This is a genomic window from Halomonas sp. KHS3 (assembly GCF_000830495.1).
Lineage (GTDB): Bacteria > Pseudomonadota > Gammaproteobacteria > Pseudomonadales > Halomonadaceae > Vreelandella > Vreelandella titanicae.
Genome location: NZ_JWHY01000018.1, coordinates 1 through 24,577 on the forward strand (window position 1 = coordinate 1; position 24,577 = coordinate 24,577).

22 protein-coding genes are annotated in these 24,577 nt (G+C 54.9%); 10 read left to right on the plus strand and 12 right to left on the minus strand.

The genetic code is table 11. The annotated features are described in order from the left end of the window. Positions 1–155: 155 nt before the first annotated feature. Complete coding sequence (gene fadA, locus RO22_RS23480; protein WP_009288645.1) at positions 156–1,334, minus strand: acetyl-CoA C-acyltransferase FadA; 1,179 nt, start codon at positions 1,332–1,334, stop codon at positions 156–158. 23 nt (positions 1,335–1,357) lie between these two features. Then, positions 1,358–3,544 (minus strand): fatty acid oxidation complex subunit alpha FadB, encoded by a 2,187-nt coding sequence (gene fadB, locus RO22_RS23485; RefSeq protein ID WP_027958889.1) that lies wholly within the window; start codon positions 3,542–3,544, stop codon positions 1,358–1,360. 310 nt (positions 3,545–3,854) lie between these two features. Here fadB and RO22_RS23490 point away from each other — a divergent pair, with 310 nt between their 5' ends. Both RO22_RS23490 and slyA read left to right on the plus strand, forming a co-directional pair. Continuing rightward, positions 3,855–5,009, plus strand: a complete 1,155-nt coding sequence (locus RO22_RS23490) for a DUF5924 family protein (protein WP_009288643.1) — start codon at positions 3,855–3,857, stop codon at positions 5,007–5,009. A gap of 76 nt (positions 5,010–5,085) precedes the next feature. Continuing rightward, positions 5,086–5,538: a transcriptional regulator SlyA gene (gene slyA / locus RO22_RS23495; protein WP_027958888.1), complete on the plus strand. Its 453-nt coding sequence runs from the start codon at positions 5,086–5,088 to the stop codon at positions 5,536–5,538. On the opposite strand, the gene RO22_RS23500 is transcribed toward slyA, so the two are convergent. After that, positions 5,517–6,083 carry a hypothetical protein gene (locus RO22_RS23500; RefSeq protein WP_041159542.1) on the minus strand — a complete coding sequence of 189 codons (567 nt, stop codon included), beginning with the start codon at positions 6,081–6,083 and terminating at the stop codon, positions 5,517–5,519. The two genes, slyA and RO22_RS23500, sit on opposite strands and share 22 nt — an antisense overlap. Positions 6,084–6,265: 182 nt before the next feature. On the opposite strand from RO22_RS23500, the gene RO22_RS23505 reads away from it, so the two are divergent. Further along, on the plus strand, positions 6,266–6,718 hold the full coding sequence (locus RO22_RS23505; RefSeq protein ID WP_022522962.1) for a universal stress protein: 453 nt from the start codon (positions 6,266–6,268) through the stop codon (positions 6,716–6,718). 61 nt (positions 6,719–6,779) lie between these two features. On the opposite strand, the gene RO22_RS23510 is transcribed toward RO22_RS23505, so the two are convergent. Next, positions 6,780–8,696, minus strand: coding sequence for an ATP-binding cassette domain-containing protein (locus RO22_RS23510; RefSeq protein ID WP_041159543.1), 1,917 nt, complete (start codon positions 8,694–8,696; stop codon positions 6,780–6,782). 182 nt (positions 8,697–8,878) lie between these two features. Here RO22_RS23510 and RO22_RS23515 point away from each other — a divergent pair, with 182 nt between their 5' ends. Continuing rightward, entirely contained in the window at positions 8,879–9,874 is a 996-nt protein-coding gene (locus tag RO22_RS23515) for an AraC family transcriptional regulator (protein WP_217920687.1), read from the plus strand. 13 nt (positions 9,875–9,887) lie between these two features. Here the strand turns inward: RO22_RS23515 and RO22_RS23520 are convergent, their stop codons facing one another. The 5 genes from RO22_RS23520 to RO22_RS23540 all read right to left on the minus strand — a co-directional run bounded on the left by RO22_RS23520 (position 9,888) and on the right by RO22_RS23540 (position 16,930). Continuing rightward, the gene (locus tag RO22_RS23520) at positions 9,888–11,540 is read right to left on the minus strand and encodes a fatty acid--CoA ligase (RefSeq protein ID WP_041159544.1); all 1,653 of its coding nucleotides are present in this window, start codon (positions 11,538–11,540) and stop codon (positions 9,888–9,890) included. A gap of 41 nt (positions 11,541–11,581) precedes the next feature. Further along, on the minus strand, positions 11,582–12,769 hold the full coding sequence (bktB, locus tag RO22_RS23525) for a beta-ketothiolase BktB (RefSeq protein WP_041159545.1): 1,188 nt from the start codon (positions 12,767–12,769) through the stop codon (positions 11,582–11,584). Between the two features lie 32 nt (positions 12,770–12,801). Further along, positions 12,802–13,944, minus strand: a complete 1,143-nt coding sequence (locus RO22_RS23530) for an acyl-CoA dehydrogenase family protein (protein ID WP_041159546.1) — start codon at positions 13,942–13,944, stop codon at positions 12,802–12,804. 2 nt (positions 13,945–13,946) lie between these two features. After that, entirely contained in the window at positions 13,947–15,500 is a 1,554-nt protein-coding gene (locus RO22_RS23535) for a fatty acyl-CoA synthetase (RefSeq protein WP_041159547.1), read from the minus strand. Between the two features lie 176 nt (positions 15,501–15,676). Continuing rightward, entirely contained in the window at positions 15,677–16,930 is a 1,254-nt protein-coding gene (locus tag RO22_RS23540) for an ABC transporter substrate-binding protein (protein ID WP_041159548.1), read from the minus strand. 242 nt (positions 16,931–17,172) lie between these two features. Between RO22_RS23540 and RO22_RS23545 the strand changes: the two genes are divergently transcribed. Further along, complete coding sequence (locus RO22_RS23545; RefSeq protein ID WP_041159549.1) at positions 17,173–18,024, plus strand: TatD family hydrolase; 852 nt, start codon at positions 17,173–17,175, stop codon at positions 18,022–18,024. Between the two features lie 13 nt (positions 18,025–18,037). Then, the gene (locus tag RO22_RS23550) at positions 18,038–18,517 is read left to right on the plus strand and encodes a hypothetical protein (RefSeq protein ID WP_022522953.1); all 480 of its coding nucleotides are present in this window, start codon (positions 18,038–18,040) and stop codon (positions 18,515–18,517) included. Here RO22_RS23550 and RO22_RS23555 read toward each other — a convergent pair. Continuing rightward, positions 18,514–19,098, minus strand: coding sequence for an elongation factor P hydroxylase (locus RO22_RS23555; protein ID WP_027958879.1), 585 nt, complete (start codon positions 19,096–19,098; stop codon positions 18,514–18,516). The genes RO22_RS23550 and RO22_RS23555 overlap by 4 nt on opposite strands. A 137-nt stretch (positions 19,099–19,235) precedes the next feature. Here RO22_RS23555 and RO22_RS23560 point away from each other — a divergent pair, with 137 nt between their 5' ends. The 3 genes from RO22_RS23560 (at position 19,236) to RO22_RS23570 (ending at position 22,448) form a co-directional block, all read left to right on the plus strand. Next, the gene (locus tag RO22_RS23560; protein WP_041159550.1) at positions 19,236–20,651 is read left to right on the plus strand and encodes an MATE family efflux transporter; all 1,416 of its coding nucleotides are present in this window, start codon (positions 19,236–19,238) and stop codon (positions 20,649–20,651) included. A gap of 2 nt (positions 20,652–20,653) precedes the next feature. Then, entirely contained in the window at positions 20,654–21,643 is a 990-nt protein-coding gene (locus tag RO22_RS23565; protein WP_041159551.1) for a DUF3080 family protein, read from the plus strand. A gap of 109 nt (positions 21,644–21,752) precedes the next feature. Continuing rightward, positions 21,753–22,448: a hypothetical protein gene (locus RO22_RS23570; protein WP_009288633.1), complete on the plus strand. Its 696-nt coding sequence runs from the start codon at positions 21,753–21,755 to the stop codon at positions 22,446–22,448. Between the two features lie 128 nt (positions 22,449–22,576). Here RO22_RS23570 and tusA read toward each other — a convergent pair whose 3' ends face one another. Continuing rightward, positions 22,577–22,831 (minus strand): sulfurtransferase TusA, encoded by a 255-nt coding sequence (tusA, locus tag RO22_RS23575; protein WP_022522949.1) that lies wholly within the window; start codon positions 22,829–22,831, stop codon positions 22,577–22,579. 29 nt (positions 22,832–22,860) lie between these two features. Here tusA and RO22_RS23580 point away from each other — a divergent pair, with 29 nt between their 5' ends. Then, the gene (locus RO22_RS23580) at positions 22,861–23,148 is read left to right on the plus strand and encodes an antibiotic biosynthesis monooxygenase family protein (RefSeq protein ID WP_022522948.1); all 288 of its coding nucleotides are present in this window, start codon (positions 22,861–22,863) and stop codon (positions 23,146–23,148) included. Positions 23,149–23,166: 18 nt separating this feature from the next. Here RO22_RS23580 and rlmM read toward each other — a convergent pair whose 3' ends face one another. Beyond that, positions 23,167–24,237, minus strand: a complete 1,071-nt coding sequence (gene rlmM / locus RO22_RS23585; RefSeq protein ID WP_041159552.1) for a 23S rRNA (cytidine(2498)-2'-O)-methyltransferase RlmM — start codon at positions 24,235–24,237, stop codon at positions 23,167–23,169. Between the last annotated feature and the right edge of the window lie 340 nt (positions 24,238–24,577).

The window sequence follows — 24,577 nt, forward strand, 5'->3', positions numbered from 1 at the left end:
TAGCGTTGCACTACTAGTAACTTGAACGCTTCATTATGTTTCGTCATGAAAAACACCCCAATCGTTGGATGAGCGTCCAACTTTTGGGGTGCAGTTCATCGCGGTGCCGTTTTGCAATGCCGATTGCCGATTTAAAGCAATAAAAAGCTAGGTGATTATTTCAAGCGTTCAAACACCGTCGCTACACCTTGCCCCATACCAATACACATGGTTGCCAAGCCCAGGGTGGTATCGCGCTGCTGCATAACGTTCAACAGCGTTGTGCAGATACGTGAACCCGAGCAGCCTAGCGGGTGCCCCAGAGCGATTGCACCGCCATTGAGGTTAACCTTGTCGTCCATCGCATCCAGGAAACCGAGATCTTTCAGCACCGGAATACCCTGCGCCGCGAAGGCTTCGTTGAGTTCAACGGTTTGGATATCCGCCGCGGAAAGACCGGCGATTTTCAGCGCTTTCTTAGACGCGGGTACCGGACCATAGCCCATGATCGACGCATCACAACCCGCGACGCCTGTAGAGAGCACCTTCGCAATAGGCTCTAAGCCCAGCGCTTGAGCTCGCTCGTAGCTCATCACTGCCATTGCCGAGGCACCCACGGAGAGCGCCGAGGAGGTACCCGCCGTGACCGTACCGTTGCGCGGGTCAAACACCGGCTTCAGATTCGCCATAGACTCCAGGCTAGCGTCACCGCGAATCACTTCATCACGCTGAACCATGACTCTAAAGCCGCGTTGATCGTGGCCTTCGACGCCGATAATTTCGTTATCGAAGTAGCCCTTCTCCATGGCCGCCTGGGCGCGCTGGTGAGAGCGTACGCCGAATTTATCCTGATCTTCCCGAGAAACGCCGTGCATTTTACCCAGCAGCTCCGCGGTTAGGCCCATCATCATCGCCGCTTTAGCAGCGTATTTGCTGGCGGCGGGGTTAACGTCAACGCCGTGAGCCATGGGTACGTGCTCCATGTGCTCAACGCCGCCAATGATAAAGAAGTCGCCCATACCCGCTTTGATATTGGCGGCGGCGATATGCAGCGCCGTCATTGAAGAGCCACACAAACGGTTAACGGTTTGCGCGGGCACCGAGCGCGGAATACCGGTCATAATCGCCGCATTACGAGCAATGTTCATCGACTGCTCGAGTGTCTGGTTCACACAGCCCCAGATCACATCATCCACTTCAGAAGGATCTAGATTAGGATTGCGGGTAAACAGCGCCTGCATAGCCGCAGCAGAGAGATTCTCTGCGCGAACATTACGAAAAGCACCATTTTTGGCTTTCGCCATGGCGGTACGAACACCGTCTACCACCACAATGTCTCTCGGATTCAAACTCATCTTATATCTCCTGTGCGTGGTGGTTAGGCCTGGGTGGCAGAGTTGTCACTGGAATAGAATTGCTCATTGTTCTGAGCCATCTGACGCAGCTTGTCGGTGGGCGCGTATAGCGGGCCCAACTCCTCAGCTAGCCCTTCCGCCAGCTTGACGAACTCTGCAACGCCCATGGCGTCGATGTAGCGCAGCGCACCACCACGGAAAGGCGGGAAGCCGATGCCATAGATCAACGCCATATCGGCTTCGGCTGGCGTGGCCACAATGCCATCTTCCAGGCAGCGCACGGTTTCCAAGCAGAGTGGTACCATCATGCGAGCGATAATATCCTCGTCGGAAAACTCTTTATGCTCTTTCACCACCTCTTTAACTAAAGCGTAAGCCGCTTCGTCGGTGACTTTCTTCGGCTTACCCTTCTTGTCCTCTTCGTAGGCGTAAAAACCCTTGTCGTTCTTCTGGCCTAAACGGTCGTTGTCGTACATGACCTGAATGGCGGTTTTACCGTCGCGAGCCATACGATCAGGGAAGCCTTCCGCCATTACTTCATTGGCGTGAACGGCGGTATCCAGGCCGACCACGTCCAGCAGGTAGGCCGGACCCATGGGCCAGCCGAACTTCTCCATCACCTTATCAACGTGCTGGAAGTCAGCACCCTGCTCAACCAGGAAGCTAAAGCCGCCAAAGTAGGGGAAAAGCACCCGGTTGACCAAGAAGCCTGGGCAGTCGTTAACCACAATCGGCGTTTTACCCATTGCCCGGGCGTAGGCCACGGTGGCAGCAACGGCGGCATCCGAGGTCTTCTCACCACGGATGACTTCTACCAGCGGCATGCGGTGCACGGGGTTGAAGAAGTGCATGCCGCAGAAGTTTTCAGGCCGCTTTAGGTTTTGCGCCAAGCGGTTGATGGAAATCGTCGATGTGTTCGAGGTGAGAATGGTATTTTCGCTCACCATACCTTCCACTTCGGTAAGCACGGCGTCTTTGACTTTGGGATTTTCAACCACCGCTTCGACGACGAGATCGACGTTGCCAAAATCTCCGTAGGAGAGCGTCGGGCGAATATTAGTCAGCTTCTCCGCCATCTGCTCGGTGGTCAGCTTTTTGCGCTCCACCTGTTTGGCAAATAGCTTACGGGCTTCTTTCAGGCCCAGTTCAATGGCGTCATCCTTGATATCTTTCATCAGAATCGGCGTGCCTTTAGAGGCACTCTGATAAGCGATACCACCACCCATGATACCCGCACCCAGCACGGCCGTTTGCTTCACCGGCTGCGCCTGCTTCTCATACTTGCTGGCTTTTTTCTTGACCACTTGGTCGTTCAAGAACAGACCCACCAAGTTGAACGCCACGCTGCTGAGTGCCAGCTTGGCGAAGGCTTTGGCTTCAATCGCCTGGGCACGGCCACGCTCTTCGCCAGCGCCTTTCTGAATCACTTTGATCGCTTCTACCGGCGCCGGATAATGAGGCCCCGCTTTACCGGCGACATAGCCTTTCGCCGTTTCAAACGCCATCATCTGCTCAATCGGGTTGAGCTTCAGCGGGCTGGTCTTTTCAGCACGACGGGCCTGGTAATCCAGCTCACCGGCATTGGCACGGTCAAGAATATCCAGCGCGGCCTCTTCCAGCTGTTCGTCCGTCACCACCGCGTCGACGGCGCCCACTTTTAGCGCGGCATCGGCACGGTTTTCGGTACCACCGGCAATCCACTCGATGGCATTATCGGCGCCAATAATGCGCGGCAGGCGTACACAGCCGCCCCAACCGGGCAGAATGCCGAGCTTGGTTTCTGGCAGGCCGATCTTGGCTTTCTCGCCCATCACGCGAAAATCAGTGGTCAGCAATACTTCGCAGCCGCCACCCAGCGCCAGACCATTGATCGCTGTTACGGTAGGGAACGGCAGATCTTCAATAGCGTTAAAAATATCGTGAACCTTGAGATTCATCTCCTCAAGGTAGGCTTCGCCTTTATCAAATAGACTGTGAAACTCGGTGATATCGGCGCCCACGATAAACACATCTTTCCCGCTCGCAATAAGTAAACCTTTTAAGCTATTTTCAGCTTGAATGGCTTTTACTGCTTCGCTCAGCTCTGCGACCACCGCGCTGGAAAGCTTGTTGACGGACTCATCTTTCAGATCGAAAGTGAGCATTGCGATATCATTGCCACTCGGGGTGTCACGACGTGTCACCGTGATGGCGTTGCCTTGATAGATCATCCGCGCTCTCTCCACATTTTCGGGCTGGCTCTGAAAAGAGAACCCGCCACATTTCTCATACGGCTTCCACACGACTTTCATACGGTCGTTTGATTGCCTTAGCTTGGTTGAGTTGCCTGATAACGTCAAGCCCAGACTTTTGGCTAATTTACTCATTTAGTGAGACCAGCGCTCTCCGGCATCCGTTCATAGAGCGCCGTCTGAGTGAATGTAACCGATCCCGCCAGAAGCATGGATTTGCAGTAGATCAGCGTTAAGCCTGACAGCCTGTTAGAATCGCGCTTCCTTTTACTTTGCAGGTTATCTTGTTATGAGCGCACTGCTCACGCCTTCACGTATTGAAGCCATTCAGCAGCGAATTGAACGCATTGTCGAACGCCTCAAGCCCTGGAGCTGGCTTTGGCCACCAATGGCCTTTGCTGCCGGGCTAAGCAGCTTCTTTTTAGTTGATCGCCAGCAGTGGTTAGGCGCAGCGCTGGCGCTGGGATTACTGTTTGCCTGGACGCTACTGCTTTCGGAAGGCTTGATCAGCCGCTGGTTGTCGCGCCGGGGTCACCCCACGCCACCCCGGGGCGTAACCACTTTTATTGCCCAGATGATTCACCAGGAGACACTTTTCTTCACCCTGCCGTTTATCTTAGTCACCACGGTGTGGAATAGCGGGCAAACGCTGTTTGCGCTGCTGGTGGGCGGCATGGCAATACTGTCGATTATCGATCCGCTCTACTTCAAAGTCGCGGAGCGCTGGCGCAGTCTCTATTTCGTCTTTCATGCCCAGTGTGTCTTCCTGGTACTACTGGTCACACTCCCCATCATGGTGCACCTTACCACCGGCCAGAGCCTGCTACTGGCCCTGGGGATCACCATTTTGGTGGCCTTGCCAAGTTTTTGGCACTTGCTTAAGCAGCGCTCGCTCAAACGCTGGTGCGCTTTTTTTGTGTTGACGCTGCTACTCGCCTATGGAGCTTGGCTGGGACGTATATGGGTACCGCCTGCCAGTCTCTGGATGACCAGTAGCGCGCTCTCTCCTGGTTTTAATGTTGAGCAGCGCCTGCCTCAAGGCTCGATGGCGTTAACGCCACAAGCCATCAGCGAAAATGGCCTTTATGTTTACACCGCTATTCGGGCACCGCGGGGATTAAGTGAAACTATTACCCATGCCTGGCATCACAATGGTGTGCCAATGGATGTTGTGGAGCTTAATATCGACGGTGGACGCGAGCAGGGTTACCGCGCATGGAGCCACAAGCAAAACTTTCCCGAAGACCCTACTGGCGATTGGCGCATTGATATCATGACAGGTACGGGCCAGCGCTTGGGATTAATACGTTTTGAGGTCTCAGACGATGCTCAGCAAGCCACGCTGGCAGATGGAGAGATACGCGCCAGTGGTCTAAGTGGATTAAACTTACGGCGGTTTGTGCCGGGTAGCCCTAACGATGAAGAGGCGCGACCGGAAGATTGAAGGGTTAAGCGCCTTGCATTCAGCGGCGTAGCTTATGACAATTCGACTACTCACATTTATTGGCAGCTAGTTACCTATGGCTTCAACGATTGGATTTCGCATCGCACGCTTGCCCCACTTATGGCGCTCCATCTTGGATCGCCGCTTGGCGCCGCTGGGATTAACCCAAACACGCTGGGTGACGCTATATCACCTGTGGCGTCTTGGCGAAGGCCATCCGCAGTGCGATCTCGCCCGTGTGATTGGTGTTGAGGCGCCCTCTCTTGTGCGCACCCTGGGCCAGCTCGAAGAACAAGGCCTAGTTGAACGCCGAGCCTGCGACAACGACCGTCGCAGCAAGCGGATTTATCTTACCCCTGCCGCTATGCCGCTGCTGGAACAGATCGACAGCGTTGCGCAACAAGCGCGCAAAGAGATGTTCGCTGGCTTAAGCGAGGAGAACCTCGAACAACTCAACGAATGGTTGGCAGTGATCGAGGCAAACGGCTTGGCGATACAAGCACGGGATCAGGATAATCCGGCATCTTGATCGCTGACTGTGGATGACGCCTGCTCAGTGCCCTTTAACGGCTGGCTGAAAGGCTGGTCGGCACGGCCACGCAGCGCCTCCCGCAGTTGCTGAAATTCGGGTAGATAGGTCGCGAATCGCTCCGCGGTTTGCGACTCCCACCACCAAAGCGTCAATGCATAGGGCGTTGACTGCACCACCAAGGCATCTTGCGGCACGCGTTCAAGTAGTGTTTTTAACGCTGCGGTGGCGGCATCAGGTAAAGGCCGCAAGGGGGCAATCCGCCAGCGCCAGCCAGCATGAAATGGCGTTAAGGCTTCACTGGCATTGCTGTCTCTTACCAATAGAAAATCAGGGCCCGGCTCTTCCTGGGGATAGTGCCAGCGATAAGCTGGCATGGTGCCTCTAAAATGGTGTAGTGGCGGCTTTTCCAGCTTGATACTGACGCCCTGTTTGGCGATTTGAGTACGCAGTGCCTGCTGGCGTTTTTGACGCGGGCTAGGCTTTAGCCACATCACCGGCGCAATTACAAACAGCATAATAAACACGATAATCAACCATTCCATCTCTACATTTCCTCCCACATAAGCCACACTGTATAAACTAATCTAAAAACCATGACTCAGGTCGCTGTTTTGACCCAAGTCATTGTTAAAACGCTTGCTATTGTTAAAACAGGACACGCCATCTAAAGTAACGGTTATTGAACAAAGAGCCTCTTTGTTACCTACTGCCAAGGAGATACGCCATGAGCTATCACCACATTTTAGTTGCCGTTGACTTAACCAAAGACTCCCACAAGATTCTGGAACGTGCCGTTGCGATCGCTGAGCGCAACGACCAAGCCAAAATTTCCATTATGCATACCCTGGAACCGCTTGGGTTTGCCTACGGTGGCGATATCCCCATGGACTTGACCAGCATCCAGGATCAATTGGATGAACACGCCAAAAAACGCTTAGCCGAAATCGCCGCCCCGCATATTGCCGAGGCTGACCAACACGTTGTGGTGGGTATGCCCGACACCGAAATTCACCGTTTTGCTGAAGAGCACGATGTGGATCTAATCGTAGTGGGCTCCCATGGCCGCCACGGTTTTGCTCTACTGCTCGGCTCAACCTCTACCGGCGTATTGCACGGTGCCCAATGCGATGTGCTAGCCGTTCGCGTCGGTAAAAAAGGCGAAGAAAGCGACGAGTAACCTAAGGCACGATAACGTTTATAAAAAAGGCGCCCATACGGCGCCTTTTAACGTTTTCAAGCTACTCACCGGCAGCCATCGCTTCCAGTTCCATCCAGCGCTCCATGGCAACTTCTAACGCTTTCTGCACTTTTTCAAGCGTTTGCAGCTTAGCCGTAACGGCGTCGGCATCCTGCTGATAAAACGCGGGGTCACCGATTTCACTCTCCAGCGCCTCTACTTGCTCCTCAAGACGTTCGATTTCGGCGGGCAGTGCATCTAACTCGCGTTGCAAATTATACGAGAGCTTGACGCTTTTCTTGGCCGTTGCGGCAGGTGCTTCAGCCACTTTCTTGGGCGCTTCTGAGGTGGGTTCGGTACGCTGACGCGCCGCCCCTTCCCAAGGTGCTGGCGGCAGCTTGCCCCCCTGGCGAATCCAGTCGGTATAGCCCCCCACGTATTCACGTACAACGCCATCGCCTTCAAAGGCGAGCATGCTGGTCACCACGTTGTCCATAAAGGTTCGGTCGTGGGAGACCAGTAGCAGCGTGCCATCGAAATCGAGCAGCAGCTCTTCGAGCAGCTCCAGGGTTTCCATGTCGAGGTCGTTGGTCGGCTCATCGAGCACTAACACGTTAGCTGGCTGAGTGAACAGCTTGGCCAGCAGCAGGCGGTTGGACTCGCCACCGGAGAGCGCTTTCACCGGCTGGCGCACCCGCTCGGGGGTGAAAAGAAAGTCCTGTAGATAGCTCATCACATGGCGATCTTTACCGCCCACACTGACACGATCACTGCCTTGGGCAACGTTGTCGTAAACGGTTTTTTCCAGTTCAAGCCCGGCGCGCAGTTGGTCGAAATAAGCCACTTTCAGATTGGTGCCCATCTGCACCTTGCCTTCAGTGGGTTCCAATTCGCCCAGCAGGATTTTCAGCAGGGTTGTCTTGCCCGCACCGTTGCGCCCCAGGAAGCCAATACGGTCACCGCGCAGTACCTCAAGATTGATATCGCGCAGTACCACCTCATCGCCAAACCGTTGGGTGACACCTTGCAGCTCCACAACGCGCTTGCCGGTACGCTCACCACGATCCACCGTCAGGTTGGCATTACCCTGGCGCTCGCGGCGCTGACTCCGCTCGTTGCGCATCGCTTCCAGCGCTCGAACCCGGCCTTCGTTGCGGGTACGCCGTGCTTTAACGCCCTGACGAATCCAGGCTTCTTCCTGGGCAAGCTTTTTATCGAACTCGGCGTTCTCCCGCGCCTCGACTTCCAGCTCGTGCTGCTTGCGAGCCTGATACTCTTCGTACTTGCCGGGGTAGCGCCCTAGCTGGCCACGGTCTAACTCCAGAATATTGGTGGCCAGCTTGGAAAGAAACGCCCTATCGTGAGTAATCAGCAGTACCGCGCCGTTAAAAGCCAGCAGTTGCTCTTCCAACCAGGCAATGGTGTCTAAGTCCAAGTGGTTGGTAGGCTCATCAAGCAACAGTAGATCAGGCTCGGCGACCAAGGCACGCGCCAGCGCCACCCGGCGGCGCCAGCCACCGGAGAGCGAGCTCATCTCAGCCGCGGGGGGCAGGCCTAAGCGGGTCAGCACGGTGTCGATACGCTGGTGGAACGACCAGCCATCAATGGCTTCCAGGCGCGTTTGTAGGGTCGCCATGCGATCCATATCGGGGTCGGGATCATTGATCAGATGATCGTACTCGGAGAGTAGCTCCCCGGCTTCTGGCAGGCCTTGGGCGACCATGTCGAAAATGGTCAAGCCAGATGACTCGGGTAACTCCTGAGCCAGCACACCGATCTTGAGGCCAGGTGCCCGCCAAATTGAGCCATCATCGGGCAGGATATCCCCCGCTACCAGCTTCAGCAGAGTGGATTTGCCGGTGCCGTTGCGCCCGACCAGCGCCAGCCGCTCGCCTTTTTCAACCGTCAGGTCGGCGCGATTGAGTAGTACATGGGTGCCGTAGGCGAGTTGCAGCTGTTCGAGTCGTAACAGGGTCACGCGGTGTCCTCCTAAATCGTGAGGCGCACAGTGTAACGCATGAGCGGCCCAGGAGGGGGAACCATATAGAGGGGAATCGTAGAGCGGAAATCACCAGCGTGATACCGTTTTGCTAGCAACTACAATATCTCAACCAAAAAACGACTTTTAAAGGCGGGCTGACAGTGACGGTGACCGTCTCGATGCATTTTGTAAATGAGCTGTTTAAAGGCTTACCCAACAGCTCAACATCGCCCACACGCTACCTGGAACGGGCGGGCATTTCGCCCTTTTTACTTTCGGCCCCCCATGGCCGCGTCACGGTTGAGCAGTTTGCCGAACTGTATCGTGGGTTGGTGAACGAACTGGACGACGAAACGCCCGGCTTTTTTTCCCGCCCGCTGCGGGGTGGCACCCTGAAGCTGCTGTGTTTAAGCATGCTGGATGCGCCCAATTTGCAGGTAGCACTGCACCGCTATACGCAGTTTTTCCGTATTCTTCTCGACGACTTTGGCTATGCATTTACGCTCGAAGGGGATCTTGCCCGTATGGCCCTGGTGGAACATGCCCCCTTGACGGGCAGCCGCACTCTGATTCATGAGCTGATGCTCAAGCTGTTTCACGGCATCGCGTCGTGGATGATAGCGCGTAAAATACCACCCATTTTAATGGAGTGCGCTTACCCCCAGCCGCCGCACAGCGCTGATTATCTCTACTTTTATCCTGGTACAGTACGCTTTGGGCAGCCGCAAACCGCGATCTATATAGATCGCGGTTTTCTTGATCATCCTATCCGCCAGACCAAGAGACACCTGGGCGCTTTTTTAAAGCGCGCCCCCGCAGACTGGTTCTATGTGTCGTTTGCAGATCGCCTGCTCACCCACCGGGTGCGCGAACACCTCTCACGTCATCTGACTACGTCTGGCACCGTGCATAGCGTAGCCGATGCGCTGCATATGTCTGCTCGCACGCTGGCGCGGCATCTCAAAAGGGAGGGCACCCACTTTCAAGCGGTCAAGGATGAGTACCGCCGCGATGTCGCTATTCAGGCACTCACCTGTAGTGAGAAGCCCCTGGTTAGCATCGCGGAGGCGTTGAGCTTTGAGGATCTAGCCTGCTTTAGTCGTGCCTTTAAAACCTGGACAGGCAATTCGCCCGCCGCGTATCGCAAAGCGCGCACGGCGGGCAACGTTCGCTAGCCAGCCCGATAGGCTATATTTCGGTGCGGATACGTTTCTTATCCAGCTTGCCCACGCTGGTTTTGGGTATCTCATCGACGAAACGAATCATGCTGGGAATCCCCCAGCGATTGAGTTTTCCCTGAGCGACAAACTGCTCTAAAAACGCCTGCACGGCTTCAGTGGTGGGCGGGTTGTTCAGATCGGCGGGGACAGCTAACGCCGCTGGCCGCTCTCCCCATTTATCGTCCGTCMCCCCGATCACCGCCACTTCGGCAATGCCTGGACACTGGCTGATATAGCTCTCCAGTTCTAACGACGAGAGCCACTCGCCGCCGGTTTTAATCACGTCTTTTATGCGGTCGCTAATGGTCAGAAAGCCCCGCTCATCAAGCGAGCCCACATCCCCGGTATGCAGCCAGCCGTTGCGCCATAGCTCCTCACTGCGTTTCTCCTCTTTATAGTAGGCCTGGGTCAGCCAGGGTGCTTGAACGCGCACTTCACCAACGCTTTTACCATCATTGGGTAGCGGCTCGCCGTCCGCATCGACCACTTGAAGTTTAACCAATGGTATCGGCAGGCCCGCTTTACAGCGCCAGGGTAGCTGGGTCTCAAAATCAGCGTCGCCGATATCCTGCGGCAGAATATCGGCGGTGAGTAGCGGACAGGTTTCCGACATGCCATAAGCACTACGGGTATCAATCCCCAACGCCCATGCTTTGCTTGCTAGCGACTCGGTTAACGCACTGCCGCCGACCAATACTTTCCAACCGGCGAGGTCGACCTGTTTTGAGGTAATCGCCTCGGCGCTGACCACCATGTTGAGCAGGGTGGGGACGCAGTGGGAGAAGTCGACCTTCTCGCTGACCAGCAGCTTGACCAGCATTTCCGGCTCGTAGCGGCCAGGGTAGACCTGGGTAGCCCCCATCAGCGTGGCAGTATATGGCACACCCCAGGCGTGAACGTGAAACATGGGGGTAATCGGCATGTAGACCTTGTCGCGGTTGAGCAGCTCAAAACCGGGCGCCTGGAAAGCGCTAGACTCGTTCAAGGTATGCAGCACCAACTGGCGGTGGGTAAAGAAAACCCCTTTGGGATTACCCGTGGTACCGGTGGTGTAGAACAGTGTGGCGACGGCGTTTTCATCAAAGGTGGGAAAATCGTAGTGAGTAGGCTGTTGGCTTAATAACGATTCAAACTCGCCCACCAGCGGCAGAGTGGTATCGACTGTTTGCGGGGTCTCCTGACACAGCAGGTAGCCACGTACTTGGGGTAGCTTATCGGCCAGCGGCTCAAGCAGTGGCACAAACTCTTCGTGCACGATGACGAAAACGTCTTCGGCGTGATCCATGGTATAGAGGATTTGCTCCGGAGCCAGGCGCACATTCACCGTGTGGAGTACCGCGCCGATCATCGGAATGGCGAAGAAGCACTCCAGGTAGCGATGGCTATCCCAATCCAGCACCGCCACCACGTCACCGGCTTGCACGCCCTGTGATGTCAGCGTATGGGCCAGTTGATGCACCCGCTCACGAAAACGCTCGTAGCTATGGCGGCTCTGATCCCGGTAGACAATCTGATTGTCGCCCGCCATTCGCACGCCTGCCTCCAGCAGGTCGCCAATCATCAAGGCAGGATTTGTCGCAGAGGCCGCGGCGGGTAAAATTTTCGGGGTAACTGAAGGCATAAACACTCCTATAAGCTTGTTCTTGTGGCAATCAAGTCGGATCAGCCGCGCTCGATAAGCAGGGCGATGCCCTGCCCTCCACCAATACACAGCGTTATCAAGCCGTAGCGACCGTTAATACGTTCCAATTCGTGTAGCGCTTTGAGAATCAGAACAGCTCCTGTGGCCCCCACCGGATGCCCCAAGGCAACCGCGCCGCCGTTAGGGTTTAGTTTCTCTAACGGAAAACCTAGCGTGTCGGCCACCGCCATGGCTTGGGCAGCAAAGGCTTCATTGGACTCAATCACATCAATCTCATTAATGCTTAGCCCTGCCTGCTGCAGGCAGCGTTTCACAGCAGGAATCGGGCCAAGGCCCATCAGCATTGGCTCAACGCCTGCTGTTGTGGCAACACGAAGATGCGCCCTGGGCGCTAAGCCCCGCTGTGAGGCTTCATCGGCATGGGCCAGCACTAACGTGGCTGCACCATCGTTGATACCCGAGGCATTGCCTGCGGTCACCATGCCGTCTTTTTGGAAGGCGGGCTTGAGCCGCGCCAAATCGCTAAGTTGGACGACATCGCGCACGTGTTCATCGCGGGAGAAAAGTACCGTTTGCTTACCGCGACTGACCTCCACTGCTACGATTTGATCGTCAAAGCGGCCTTCCGCGATGGCACGCGCCGCTTTTTGATGGCTCTCAAGGGCAAACTGATCCAACTGCTCACGGCTTAGGCCATACTGTTTAGCGATGTTCTCGGCAGTGCAGCCCATATGGCCGCTGCCAAAGGGGTCGCTCAAAATGCCTAGGGTTAAATCCTCAACGTTCACATCCCCCATACGCACGCCGTTGCGCGCTTGAGGAGGCAGCAGATAAGCCCCGCGCGACATCGACTCAGCGCCACCTGCCAGCGCTAAGCGGCTGTCGCCCATAGCAATCTGCTGGGCGGCTGAGACCACCGCCTGTACACCTGAACCACACAGCCGGTTGACGTTGAAGGCCCCCGCTTCTTTCGGCACGCCTGCTTCCAGTGCAATATGACGCGCCAGATAGGCATCCTGGGGGCCGGTGGTAATAATGTGGCCGTATACCGAGTGATCGATATCTCCGCCCTCAACGCCAGCACGGCGCAACGCCTCTTTGGCGGTTATCGCCCCCAACTCAAACGGCGCCTTGGTTGAGAGCGACCCGCCAAAACTCCCGATCGCGGTTCGTGCACCGCCTAAAATCACTACATCATCCAACCGCATGGCTCTCTCCTGTGTTCAAACTCACCGTCTTGCTACGCCACTTTGCCCAGCAGCGAGCGGGCGACAACTTCTTTCATGATCTCTGAGCTGCCGGCATAGATCGTTTGTACTCGGGCATCCAGATAAAAGCGTGAAATGGGATATTCGTGGGTGTAGCCGTAACCGCCAAATAGCTGCAGGCAGCGATCCACCGCTTGACACTGCAGCTCGCTGAGCTGCAGTTTTAAAATCGCTGCATCCGTGCTGCTCATGGTGCCCTGGCGGTACTTTTCGACGCAGTGCTCAAAGTAGGCACGGGCCACGTCCTGCTGGGCTTTTATCTCCGCCAAGGTAAAGCGGGTATTTTGAAAATCCGCCACCCGCTGTCCAAACGCTTGGCGCTGCTGTACGTACTCCAACGTCAGCGCCAGCGCTCCCTCCACGGCGCCCAGCGCCTGTGCACCAACGCCCAGGCGTTCACGGGGCAGCTCCTGCATTAGGTAGCGGAACCCGGCGCCCTCCTCTCCCAACAGCGCATCATGGGGCAACTGCATTTGATCAAAGGCAAGCTCGGCGGTATCGCTGGCGTGCTGGCCGATCTTTTTAATCGGTTTCCCCCGCGAAAAGCCGGGTAAGCGGGTGTCGACCAAAAAAAGTGACACGCCCTTTGACCCGGCGGAAGGGTCGGTTTTGGCACACACGATCACCAGGTCGGCAAACTGGCCATTGGTGATAAAGATTTTGCTACCGCTTAACTCCCAGCCATCGTTAGTGCGCTTCGCCCTAGTTCTCATTGACGCAAGATCACTACCCGCATGGGGTTCGGTCATGGCAATGGCCCCAAGCGCATCGCCACGGGCCATGGCAGGTAGCCAACGCTCACATTGAGCCGCTGTCCCCAGATTCTGCAGGTAGGGCATAACGATATTGGCGTGGATATTATAGGCACTGGCAAGGCCACCAAACCCCTGGCGGGAGAGCTCTTCCAGCGCCAGCTGGGTGATGGCGATATCGGCTCCTGAACCACCGTGCTGTTCGTCAAGGTCAATGCCGAGCAGCCCCGCAGCGCCCAATGAATGCCATAGTGAACGGGGTATTTCACCCGCTGCCTCCCACTCATCGTAGTACGGGGCAACCTCCTGGCTTAGGCAGCGTTTGATCATGGCGTGAAACAGGTCGGTCGTTTGCTCGTCCATGCTCACCCCTTGAGGTCTTGACGTAGATGGCGCTTGAGAATTTTGCCTGCGGTACTCTTGGGTAGCGCATCGGCAAAGAGGATGCGCTTAGGTACTTTATAAGGCGCCATCAACGTTTTTGCATGATGGATCAGTTCCTCCTCGCTTGCCTCTTGACCCTCTTTCAGTACCACCACTGCCGTAATGGCTTCGATCCACTTCTCATCCGGCTGGCCGATCACCGCCACTTCGGATACCGCCGGGTGCTTGAATAGCCCCTCCTCTACTTCACGGCTAGCCACCAGCACGCCGCCGGTATTGATCACATCCTTGATACGGTCAACAACGTATAAATAGCCCGCTTCATCGAAGTAGCCCACGTCCCCGGAGTGGAACCAACCACCCTGGAAGGCTTCTTCAGTCATCGCCGGTTTATCCCAGTACCCGTTCATAAGCTGAGGTGAGCGGTGGACGATTTCGCCATGCTCGCCGGGTGGGACGTCATTCATATCGAGATCGACGATACGGGTTTCCACCGTCAGAATCGGCCGCCCAGCGGACGCTGGGCGCTCGGCGTGCTCTTCAGGGCGCAGCACGGTCGCCAAGGGAGCAATTTCGCTCTGTCCATAACAGTTATAGAGCCTTACGCCCGGTATACGCTGCTGGAGCTCCTCCAGTACCGGCACCGGCATAATCGAGGCACCGTAATAGGCTTTGTGGAGGGCGCCAAGGTCAAAGCGATCAAATTCAGCGTGGCGCAGTAGGCTGATCCAGACCGTGGGCGGGGCAAAAAATGACGCGATCTGGTGATTAGCTATGGCGCTTAAGCACAGCTCGGGAAGCGGCGCCTCTAGCAAATAGACAGGCGCACCGAGCAACAGCGCTGGCATCAGAAAGACGTGCATTTGTGCTGAGTGGTAAAGCGGCAGCGCGGCGAGCATGGCGTCGCTGCCTTTGATATCCAGTTCAACCATGCAGGCCATATATTCGGCCATCAGTGCCTGATGGGTCATCATCGCGGCCTTCGGCGCGGCGGTGGTGCCCGAGGTATAGAGCAACTGAGCAAGGCTGGCACCGTCGACCGTCACATTGGGCTCTTCACTATTGGATCCTGACGTAGCATGAGCGAGTACATCAAAGCTTGCTGCATCCTGCCCCTGATCCGCGTGCAGGGTTCCCATCAGGGCTAGATCCAAGCCTTCGGTCACGACACTCACTTTGTCGGCGAGGCTGATATCGCTGAGCAAACCCGTTGTCCCAGACTGGTCAAGGATATAGCGCAGCTCATCGCTGCTTAAGGCAAAATTGATCGGCACATGTACCAAACCCGCTTTAGCAGCGGCTAGCCAGGCGATGACATAGGTATCGGAGTTTTTGCCATATACCGCCAGCCGGTCACCTGGCGAAAGCCCAGCTGCCAGCAAGCCATTGGCTACGCGGTTGGCTGCCTGGTTGAGCGCTTGATAGCGCCATTGGCGCTCGCCAAATACCAGCGCCAGCTGGTGTGAGTATTTTCGAGCGCTGCGGTTTAAAGCAGCCCCGATACTGTTTTGCTGAATAACCGACGTTTCCGGCATGCCAAATCCTCTGAGTTGTTATTAGCAGAGACTTAAGGAGCCTCTGATTAGCGTAATGAGCGAAGGCCAGACAAGGCAAAAATCAACGAAAAAGCGGAGTTTACGGGTTGTAAATGAGCATTTTGAGACGATTTTTAACGCCGTATGGCCGAGCGCAATAGTTAATCAGAGGTTTCTTAACTGTTTACCAACGGGCAGACACTCTCTGAAAGCGGACGGAAGGCCTCTTCTGCAGGGATGGTGCGAATAACATGAAAGAGATCATCCTCATCTTGCGACTCTTCAGGTGTTTTCACTTCTACTAAATACATATCGTGAACCATGCGGCCATCCTCACGGATGTAGCCACCGGTGGCGAAAATGTCGTTGATGGGGGTATCGGCCATTTGCTGACGAACGGTTTGAGTGTCATCAGTACCGGTGGCTTCAATCGCTTCAAGGTAGTGGCGAGTACTGGAGTAGAGACCCGCATGTACCATGGTGGGCATGCTGCCGGTACGCTCACGGAAGCGCTCCGCCCATGCGCGGGTTTCATCGTTTAAATCGTAGTACCATGCTTTGGTGAACTGCAGCCCCTGAGCGTTCTCTAAGCCAATGCTGCGTATATCGGTACTAAACAGCACCATTCCCGCCAGAATCTGCCCGGCCTGGGTAATGCCGAACTCACCTGCTGTCTGCACCGCGTTGATCGTATCGCCACCAGCGTTATTCAGCGCGATGACATCAGCGCCAGAGGCTTGCGCCTGAAGCATAAAGGAGGAGAAGTCACTACTGGGGAAAGGGTGGCGAGCGCTGCCTACGATAGTGCCGCCATTTTCAGTCACTACGCGCGTGACGTCGGCCTCCAGTGCGTGACCAAAAGAGTAGTCAGCGCTTAACAGATACCAATTTTTGTGGCCCTCATCAGTAATCGCCTTTGCCGTACCGTTGGACATCGCCCAGGTGTCATAAACCCAGTGAATATGATTGGGCGAACAGTGCTCGTTGGTAATGCTTGAAGAGACAGCGCCATTGACCAGCCCAAGTTTATCCGCCTCTTCCAGCAGGCTCACCGCCGCCAGAGTGACAGAAGATGCCACCAGCCCGGTGACCATATCGACGTTGCGCTCATCGATCCACTCACGCACGACGCTTGAGCCTACATCCGGGCTATTACGGTCATCGGCGCTAAACACCACAATATTGGCCCCATTGACACTGCCGCCCATATCTTCAATCGCCATATGGATAGCGTCTTCGCCCAACGGGCCAATGGGGTCGCGATAAACGCCGGACATATCGGCTAAATAGCCAATACGGATTTCGTTATCAGAGATACCCTCAGCAGCGACGGTAGTTGGCACATAGCAGGCCACCAGAATGGCAGCGGCGAGAGTGGAAGTAGCAAAGCGGTAAGATGCACGATGAGATGAACGATAAGATTGTTGCATAATTATGTGACTCTCTTTTGTTGTTATTAAAGGGTGTTATTGAATCAATCGTAGTGACGTAGCACGTAATAGCTTGCGTTCATCTTAGGCGGTAATAAGCCCTAGCTGTTTACCTATCGAGCCAGATTTTTTGCAATTCGTGCCATTTCCTTGCGCTCACCTTCTTCAATACACCATTAGTCGATGCTCGCGCATGCCGTTACAATGAATGGTGCCTTTGTATAATTGAACGGGAGAGACCTTTGGCCACTGCTGATGCCGATGACTTTTTACCCGAAGCACTACAGTTTCGGCCTAGCGCTCCTTTGGTGGATATCGGCGCTAACTTGACCCATGAAAGCTTCGAGCGTGATCTTGAGGCGGTTATCCAGCGCGCCCAGGCGGCGCAGGTAACGACCATGATCGTTACTGGCACCGACCTTGCCCACGCCAAGCAAGCGGTTGCCCTGGCCAAGCAGTATCCTGGCCTCTACGCCACGGCGGGAGTGCACCCCCATGATGCCAGTCGCTGGGATAAGAACCTTGAACATGCCATGGCGGCCCTGCATGCCATGCCGGAAGTGGTCGCCGTAGGCGAGTGTGGTTTGGATTTTAATCGCAACTTTTCGACGCCCAAGGGGCAGGAGCGTGCCCTTGAAGCGCAGCTGGCTCTCGCAGTAGAAAGCGGTTTGCCGCTGTTTTTACATGAACGAGATGCTGGCCAGCGTATGCGCGAAATCCTGCATGCGTGGCGAGACGACATCAGCCACGCGGTGGTGCACTGTTTTACCGCTGACCGCGATACGCTGTTTGGTTATCTCGACCTAGACTTACATATAGGGTTGACGGGTTGGATTTGCGACGAGCGGCGCGGTCATCACCTGCGCCCATTGGTAAGCGATATACCCTTAGAGCGCTTGATGGTAGAAACCGACTGCCCTTATCTGTTACCCCGTAACCTACCGGCGAAATTAAAGGGTCGCCGACACGAACCGGCGTTGCTACCGTGGATTGTCCGCGAGATCGCCCAGTGGCATGGTATTAGCGAAACAGAGCTAGGTGCGGCAACCACACAGACCGCCCAGCGTTTTTTCCGTCTTCCCACGGAATCTTAAAAGGAGTATTAGCGTGGCCGATTATCCAGGGTTTATAGCCATTGAAACAGGCGAAGACGATGGGCTCCCGCTAGCCATTGCCTGGTCGCTCCCCGATGGCCGGGTGAAGCAAACATTGATTCAGCCGGACGATAGCTGGATCAAAGAGGATACCAATGCCATGGGCGCTTACAGCATGGAAGAGCTGGAGAGCTTAGGGGTTAGTCCGCTTGAGGTAATTCGCGAGCTTGAGAACGACCACTTCTCCGCCACGCTGTATACCAGCGACAATGGCGACGACGAAGCGGCACTAGCGCGCCTTTTTGACACCTACGGGCTTGATCCTTTTGTTGAGCTAGCCCCAGCGTCGGTGCTCTACCCTTCACTTACCCCAGGCGAATGGCACCGCCAACGGCGCGAAACGTTCAGCGAGCTGGGTTTAGAGCCGATGCGCCCAGAGCATGAGCTGGAAGTGATGCTATCGATGCATCAGCGCCTGACCGAAGAGGATTAAGCCGGCAGCGCTTTATCCATTTTATCCAACGTGGCATGCGCCTGTGCCACGGCTTCCGCTAGCGTCGCCTGGTCAGAGTAGAAGCGTTTAAGCGCCACCTGAAAGGCGTTTGCGCGGGCTGGAAAGCCCTCCTTCAAGTAGCGCTGGGCGCGGGCCTCCACTCGCGCTGCAAATGCCTCTATATCTACCTCTATATCGCCGCCTAGATTGTCCACGCTGACATGAAACACGCGACCACAGGCACGGGTGAAGATAGACTCCAACGCCTGTGGCGCAATCTCAGCCTGCTCAAACGCTTTTTGCTGTTCAGCATCGCGCCCATCAGGGCAGTACCAGTAGCCGTAATCCTCTTGTTGGCGCCGCTGTGCTCCCGCAATACACCAATGGCTGATTTCGTGCAGCGCACTGGCATAGTAACCCCGCGCAAAGATAACCTGATGATAAGGGGTTTCACTGTTAGCGGGCCGATAGAGAGGCTCATCCCCGCCCCGAATCAACCGGGTTTGATACCGCTCAGCAAAAATCCCGTCAAAAAGCGCGGTAATATCCTCGAGCGTCCATCGCTCCTGCCTGTCACTCACATTGACCTCGTTTGATACTGGTTTTGGGGCATTATACCCACACGATTAATACAAGCTAACGGCTAACCCCAAAAGTGAGTCGCTCCTGCTAATATAGCGGCCTTTCACAGCAACTTTTCCCCTTCAGGAGCCAACAAGTGGGCGGCTTTACTCAGCAAATTAAATCGGTTTACTGGCCAGAAACACGAATGTTAATGCACTTGGCACTGCCTATTTGCGGTGCTCAGTTGGCTCAGGCAGGGATGAGTGTCGTCGACGTTATGATGACCGGTCGGCATGACGCCACCTCACTTGCCGCTGTATCGGTGGGCTCGAGCCTGTGGATGCCACTCATGCTATTTATGACGGGCACTTTAATGGGGCTTACCCCAATTGTGGCGCATTTGCTGGGTGGGAAGCGCAATGAGGCTATTCGTCCAGCCGTTCATCAGGCGCTTTGGGTCGCGCTGCTACTAGGCGCTATCGCGGCTGTGCTGCTTTGGTCGGCTATCATGCCGATATTTGAATTAATGAGTGTGCCCCCAGCGGTCGCCAGCCAGTCTGCCGCCTATCTGTCAGCCGTCGCCTTTGGCATGCCGGGGATCGCTCTATTTCAGGCGCTTAGAGCGTTTTCAGATGGTATGAATCATACCCGTCCGGCGCTATGGATCAGCTTGGTCGGTTTAAGCGTGAACATTCCTGCCAACTACCTCTTGATCTACGGCGGTGATGGTTTGGTTGATTTATTTGGCGCCTGGGTTCCCACTAGTCTGCAACAGTTACCTGCCTTGGGCGCTTTTGGCTGCGGCATTGCGACGGCGCTCTCCATGTGGACGATGGCACTCGCGATGGCCTACTACACGCGCAGGGGAAGTACTTATAAAAGCGTTGCGATTTGGCAAAAACTGACACCGCCCCAGTGGCTAGGTATACGTGAATTAGTGGTGGTGGGCGTTCCCATTGGCGTAGCCATTTTTGTTGAAGTGACTCTGTTCACACTCATTGCGCTCTTCATTGCCAGCTTTGGTGAAGTCACGGTGGGAGCTCACCAAATAGCGCTAAGTTTCACCTCCATTCTGTTTATGCTGCCCCTGTCGCTGAGTATGGCACTGACCGTACGAGTGGGTAATACGCTGGGTCAGCAGCGCTTAGCACTAGCCCGTAAAGTCGCTTGGAATGGAATTGTCATCAGCGTCATCATTGCCGCTATTAACAGCCTCGTACTGTGGGTTAGCGCCGAGCCGGTAATCGCACTTTACACCTCCAATAGTGAGATACAGGCGCTAGCGCTCTCGATCATTGCTTTAGCCGTTATTTTTCAGCTCTCAGACTCGTTACAGGTCAATTTAGCGGGTGCTTTACGCGGCTATAAAGATACCCGCATTGTGATGGTGATTACGGTGCTCTCCTACTGGATTGTAGGCTTGGGTGGCGGCCACTGGCTGGGCTCCTATGGAGTGGGCGAGGTCGCCCCGCTAGGTGTTCATGGCTACTGGATTGGGTTGATTGCGGGCTTGAGCACCGCAGCACTGCTACTTGGCTGGCGTTTACAGCGTATTAGCATTCGGGAGTAAACATGGCTCGATGGAGAAACTTTTCTCTAGCTATCATCCTAAGCGCCCTTCTGTCTGGCTGTGGGGACAACCCCGCTGAGCAGCAGTGGCAGCGTTATCATCAGCAACTCGCCAATGACCTTGCACTATCAAACATTCAAAGAGCTGACCCGGGTAATATTGGCGACTTCCCTGAGCGCCCCGATCGAATTATAGATATCCCCGAAACCCGGGACAGCCTGTTGAATGTATACGCGCTACGCGAATGCCAAATCACGTCGCTAATCGCTGCACGTAACAATCAACTGGGGCGTGTAGCACCGCCTAGCCAACAGTGGCTATATGAGCGCACTCTATGGCAGCGGCTAAGCACCTGCTTAAATAGCGAAGTTCCCGAGCAGTTAAGCGATGAAGATAGAACGCGCCTAAACCGATTAACCACGACTAAAACGACACAGTTACCCGCGGTAAGCTGGAACGCTATTTTTGATTCCAGCGAGTGGGTTAAAAGCTTCTCACGAGCAAGCCAGCCTTTATCTAACATCGATGAAACTACTATTGCTGGCCAGCTTGAAGCGATCGATTACTTGCAGCAAATGACGGATCACCAGTTTGACCTCGACTGGCAGCAGGACTCTTCAACCCTTGAAAACCATTTGAAAACCCTGCAAGAGCGGCCATTGACCGCTGAGGTGTTGCGCGCCCTGCTACTCGCCACTCAACGCTTAACAGAAGCGAATGCATTGTTAGCTCGGCAGAGTGATACCACACGTTGCTTAAGCCGTTGGGAATCGCCGTCGCTTGAGCGCTTGGAGAACGCTGCCCAGCAATGGCTAACAGCGATCAATCGCTTAATTGACGCACAGCAGGTAGGCAAGCCAATAGCGATTCAACGCTACCAGGAACGCTGGCTTTCGCTGGATAATGCCCAAGCGCCCTGGGGCCAGTTTCAGCAAGCGCTCTCTGAGCATCAAGCGCTGCGAGTTCGCTTTCCAACTTGTTCAGATAATTAAAAAGCGCAGAACCCTTAACCTTATGAGCAAGTTGTGCTATTTGTGGATATGAGAGGCAAATGAATCAGCTTTGCCAATCTGATGACCACGCAGCATAAGGAGGGACACAATGGGCGCATCCTTGTCACCCCGCTCTGCCCAGGTCATCGACCTGGAAACTGTGCGCCAGCGTCAGCAGGCGCAAAAGTGCCTTGTCCGTTTAGCCCCTGAGCTAGATGGCTTAGAGATGGTGTACCAGCTCGCTGCGAGTCCCGACGCCTACTATGGCTTACCTATTTTGGCCTGGGGGTTAAGAGAGGACGGTAGCGTCATCGGTTTGGTGCCGTGGATGGAAAGCCTGGCAGCCTGCCATGATCTGAACAGCCAGGAAAATGGCTACTTCGTAGGTTATCGCGATCCTGAAACGGAAGAAATTTTTGATACGCCACCGGATCACAAATACCACGAGCTAGTTGCGGCGGCTGAATACTTTGATTATGAGGCTTCTGGCGAAGTCACCCTTATTCAGCAAATCCCCGACACTCTGGGCACCCACGCGCTGTGCATGAATCACCCCGATTCACCCTGGCATATGAAGCCCGTTTACGGTTGGCGTCTCTACAGCGACGGTAGCCTTGACGCGCTCCTTGCCGACGAGAACAAAGCGGCGATGACACCGATTTTGTTAGGGGATGAATGCCTGTACAGCGCTCACGCCCGCCATCAGACCGTTTACTTTTTCCAGCGTCATATCGCCAACCGTATCCTGGAAGAAGATCCAGCGACGCTTGATGCGCTAGCCATGATGGTTGTGGCCAGTGATTAATCGAGTGCCTTAATGTCGCTTTGTGAGCGAGGCCAACATCAACGATTTTGATTTGAGCCTCGCATGGCTTTTCGGGCTATTTCGAAGGGCTATTTCGACGGACTATCTCAAAGGTCTATCTCAAAAGGTTATGCTAAACGAATAAAGTAGAGGTAGTTGCTCTCAGAGACGGTGTGCTGCTCTAGCAGCTCGTGCCCTAAAAACTGACAAAACTTGGGCACATCTCGCGTGGTGGCTGGATCTGTGGCAATCACTTTGAGCACTTGGCCTGGGGTCATGTCGCGCACTTTGTTATGCATCAGCATAATCGGCTCTGGGCAGTAGAGTCCTGTGGTGTCCAATACCGCATCAACGTTGGGTAACGTACCCGTATTATCAGCCATCAATATCCTCGATGTAGGAAACAGAAAGTATGATTAAAGTTATCATCGAACGGCGAATTATGCCCGGTCTTGAAGAAGAATTTGAGCAAGCAGCGCGAGAGGCAATGCGCGTTTCTCTAGGCGTAAGGGGCTTTATCAGTGGTGAAACATTGGTAGAACTGGGTCATACCGATCGCCGACTGATGATTACCAAATGGCGTGACCTCCGCGCTTGGAAGGAGTGGCACTCAAGCGAAGCGCGGGCAATGGCCATGCAGCGTATTTTACCGCTGTTAACCGAAGATGAAACTATCCGGATTTACGAGCCAAGCTATTAAACATGGGTTTCACTAGCATTAATCCCTAAGCCTTACATGCACCGTTACCTCTTCCCTATCGTGATAGAGGTGACGGCATGATACGTTGGCATGCACACCCGCTTTTTCCAGCGACTCTTCCAGCGCCGTTAGACAACGTGTCACCTCATCCCAGCGCTTTTTCATGGGCAACTTGAGGTTGAAGATCGCCTCTTTGCACCATTTACGAATCAGCCACCGCTCCACCATGGCTAGCACTCTCACTGGTTTATCAACAATGTCGCAGACCAGCCAGTCTAAGCGCTGTGGTGGCTCCCAGGTAAAGCCATCCTCTTTGAGATGATCAATCTGCCCAGTCTTCATCAACTGTGATTCCATCGGGCCATTATCGATGGCATACACGTACATGCCGCGCTGAATCAACTGCCACGTCCAACCTCCTGGGGCGGCCCCTAAGTCAGCTGCTTGCATATGCGGTGCTAGCCGCACATCCCACTCATCCCTAGGAATAAACTCGTGCCACGCCTCTTCCAACTTCAGCGTTGAGCGGCTAGGCGCACGGGAGGGGAAGCGCAGCCGCCGAATACCATTAATCAAATCACTACGATTGCCTGGGAAGCTCATCGCCAGCTGCACTTGATCACCGTCAGTCCAGAAAATATGTAAACGTCGTGCGCCCGCGCTGCGCCTTAACGCACCACGTTTTTTCAACATACTTTCCAGCGGCTTGGTAAGCGCCTTAATCAGCCCGGCCAGTGCTTTGCCATCGTTGGTATCCGGCGTTTCATGCCAAATCTCTTCAAAGCTCCAACGGCTGGCTTTGACCTGTTCCAAGATAGCGGTAAGACGATCGTCACGTGAAAGAGTGAGCGCAGGTAAAGCCGCTAAGCTCTGGCGCGCAAAAATCAGCTTTTTAAACGCTGCCTGGCGGTGTAAATCATTTACCGCTTCACCATCAACACGCGTTAAGCTTACCCACCCCTCACCATGAGATGACTCACAGGCGATGCCCTGTAATGCTGCGTGATGCTGTAGCTCTGCCAACGCATCACTCTCAAACCCAGGACGGCAGTAAACTAACCATGACGTAGGTACCGTTTCACTCACCACTTCACCTCGATTCCGCCCATCACAAACGGTGATGGCTGGCTAATTAATTGGGGCGCATCATAGCATTTATCTAGCTGAGGCGTGAGGCGTGAGGCGTGAGGCGTGAGGCGTGAGGCGGAACAGGATATTCGGGCGATAGCCATTCACCAACGCTTCCTGCTCACGATTCACGACTTACCCTTTACTGCTCACCATATACTCCTCACACCTCACCGTTTACCCCTCACAACCTCCCCCTCACGCAAAAAAAATCCCCCAAGGCATCAGCCCTGGGGGATTTTTCRTAATAAGTGCCTGACGATGACCTACTCTCGCATGGGGAGACCCCACACTACCATCG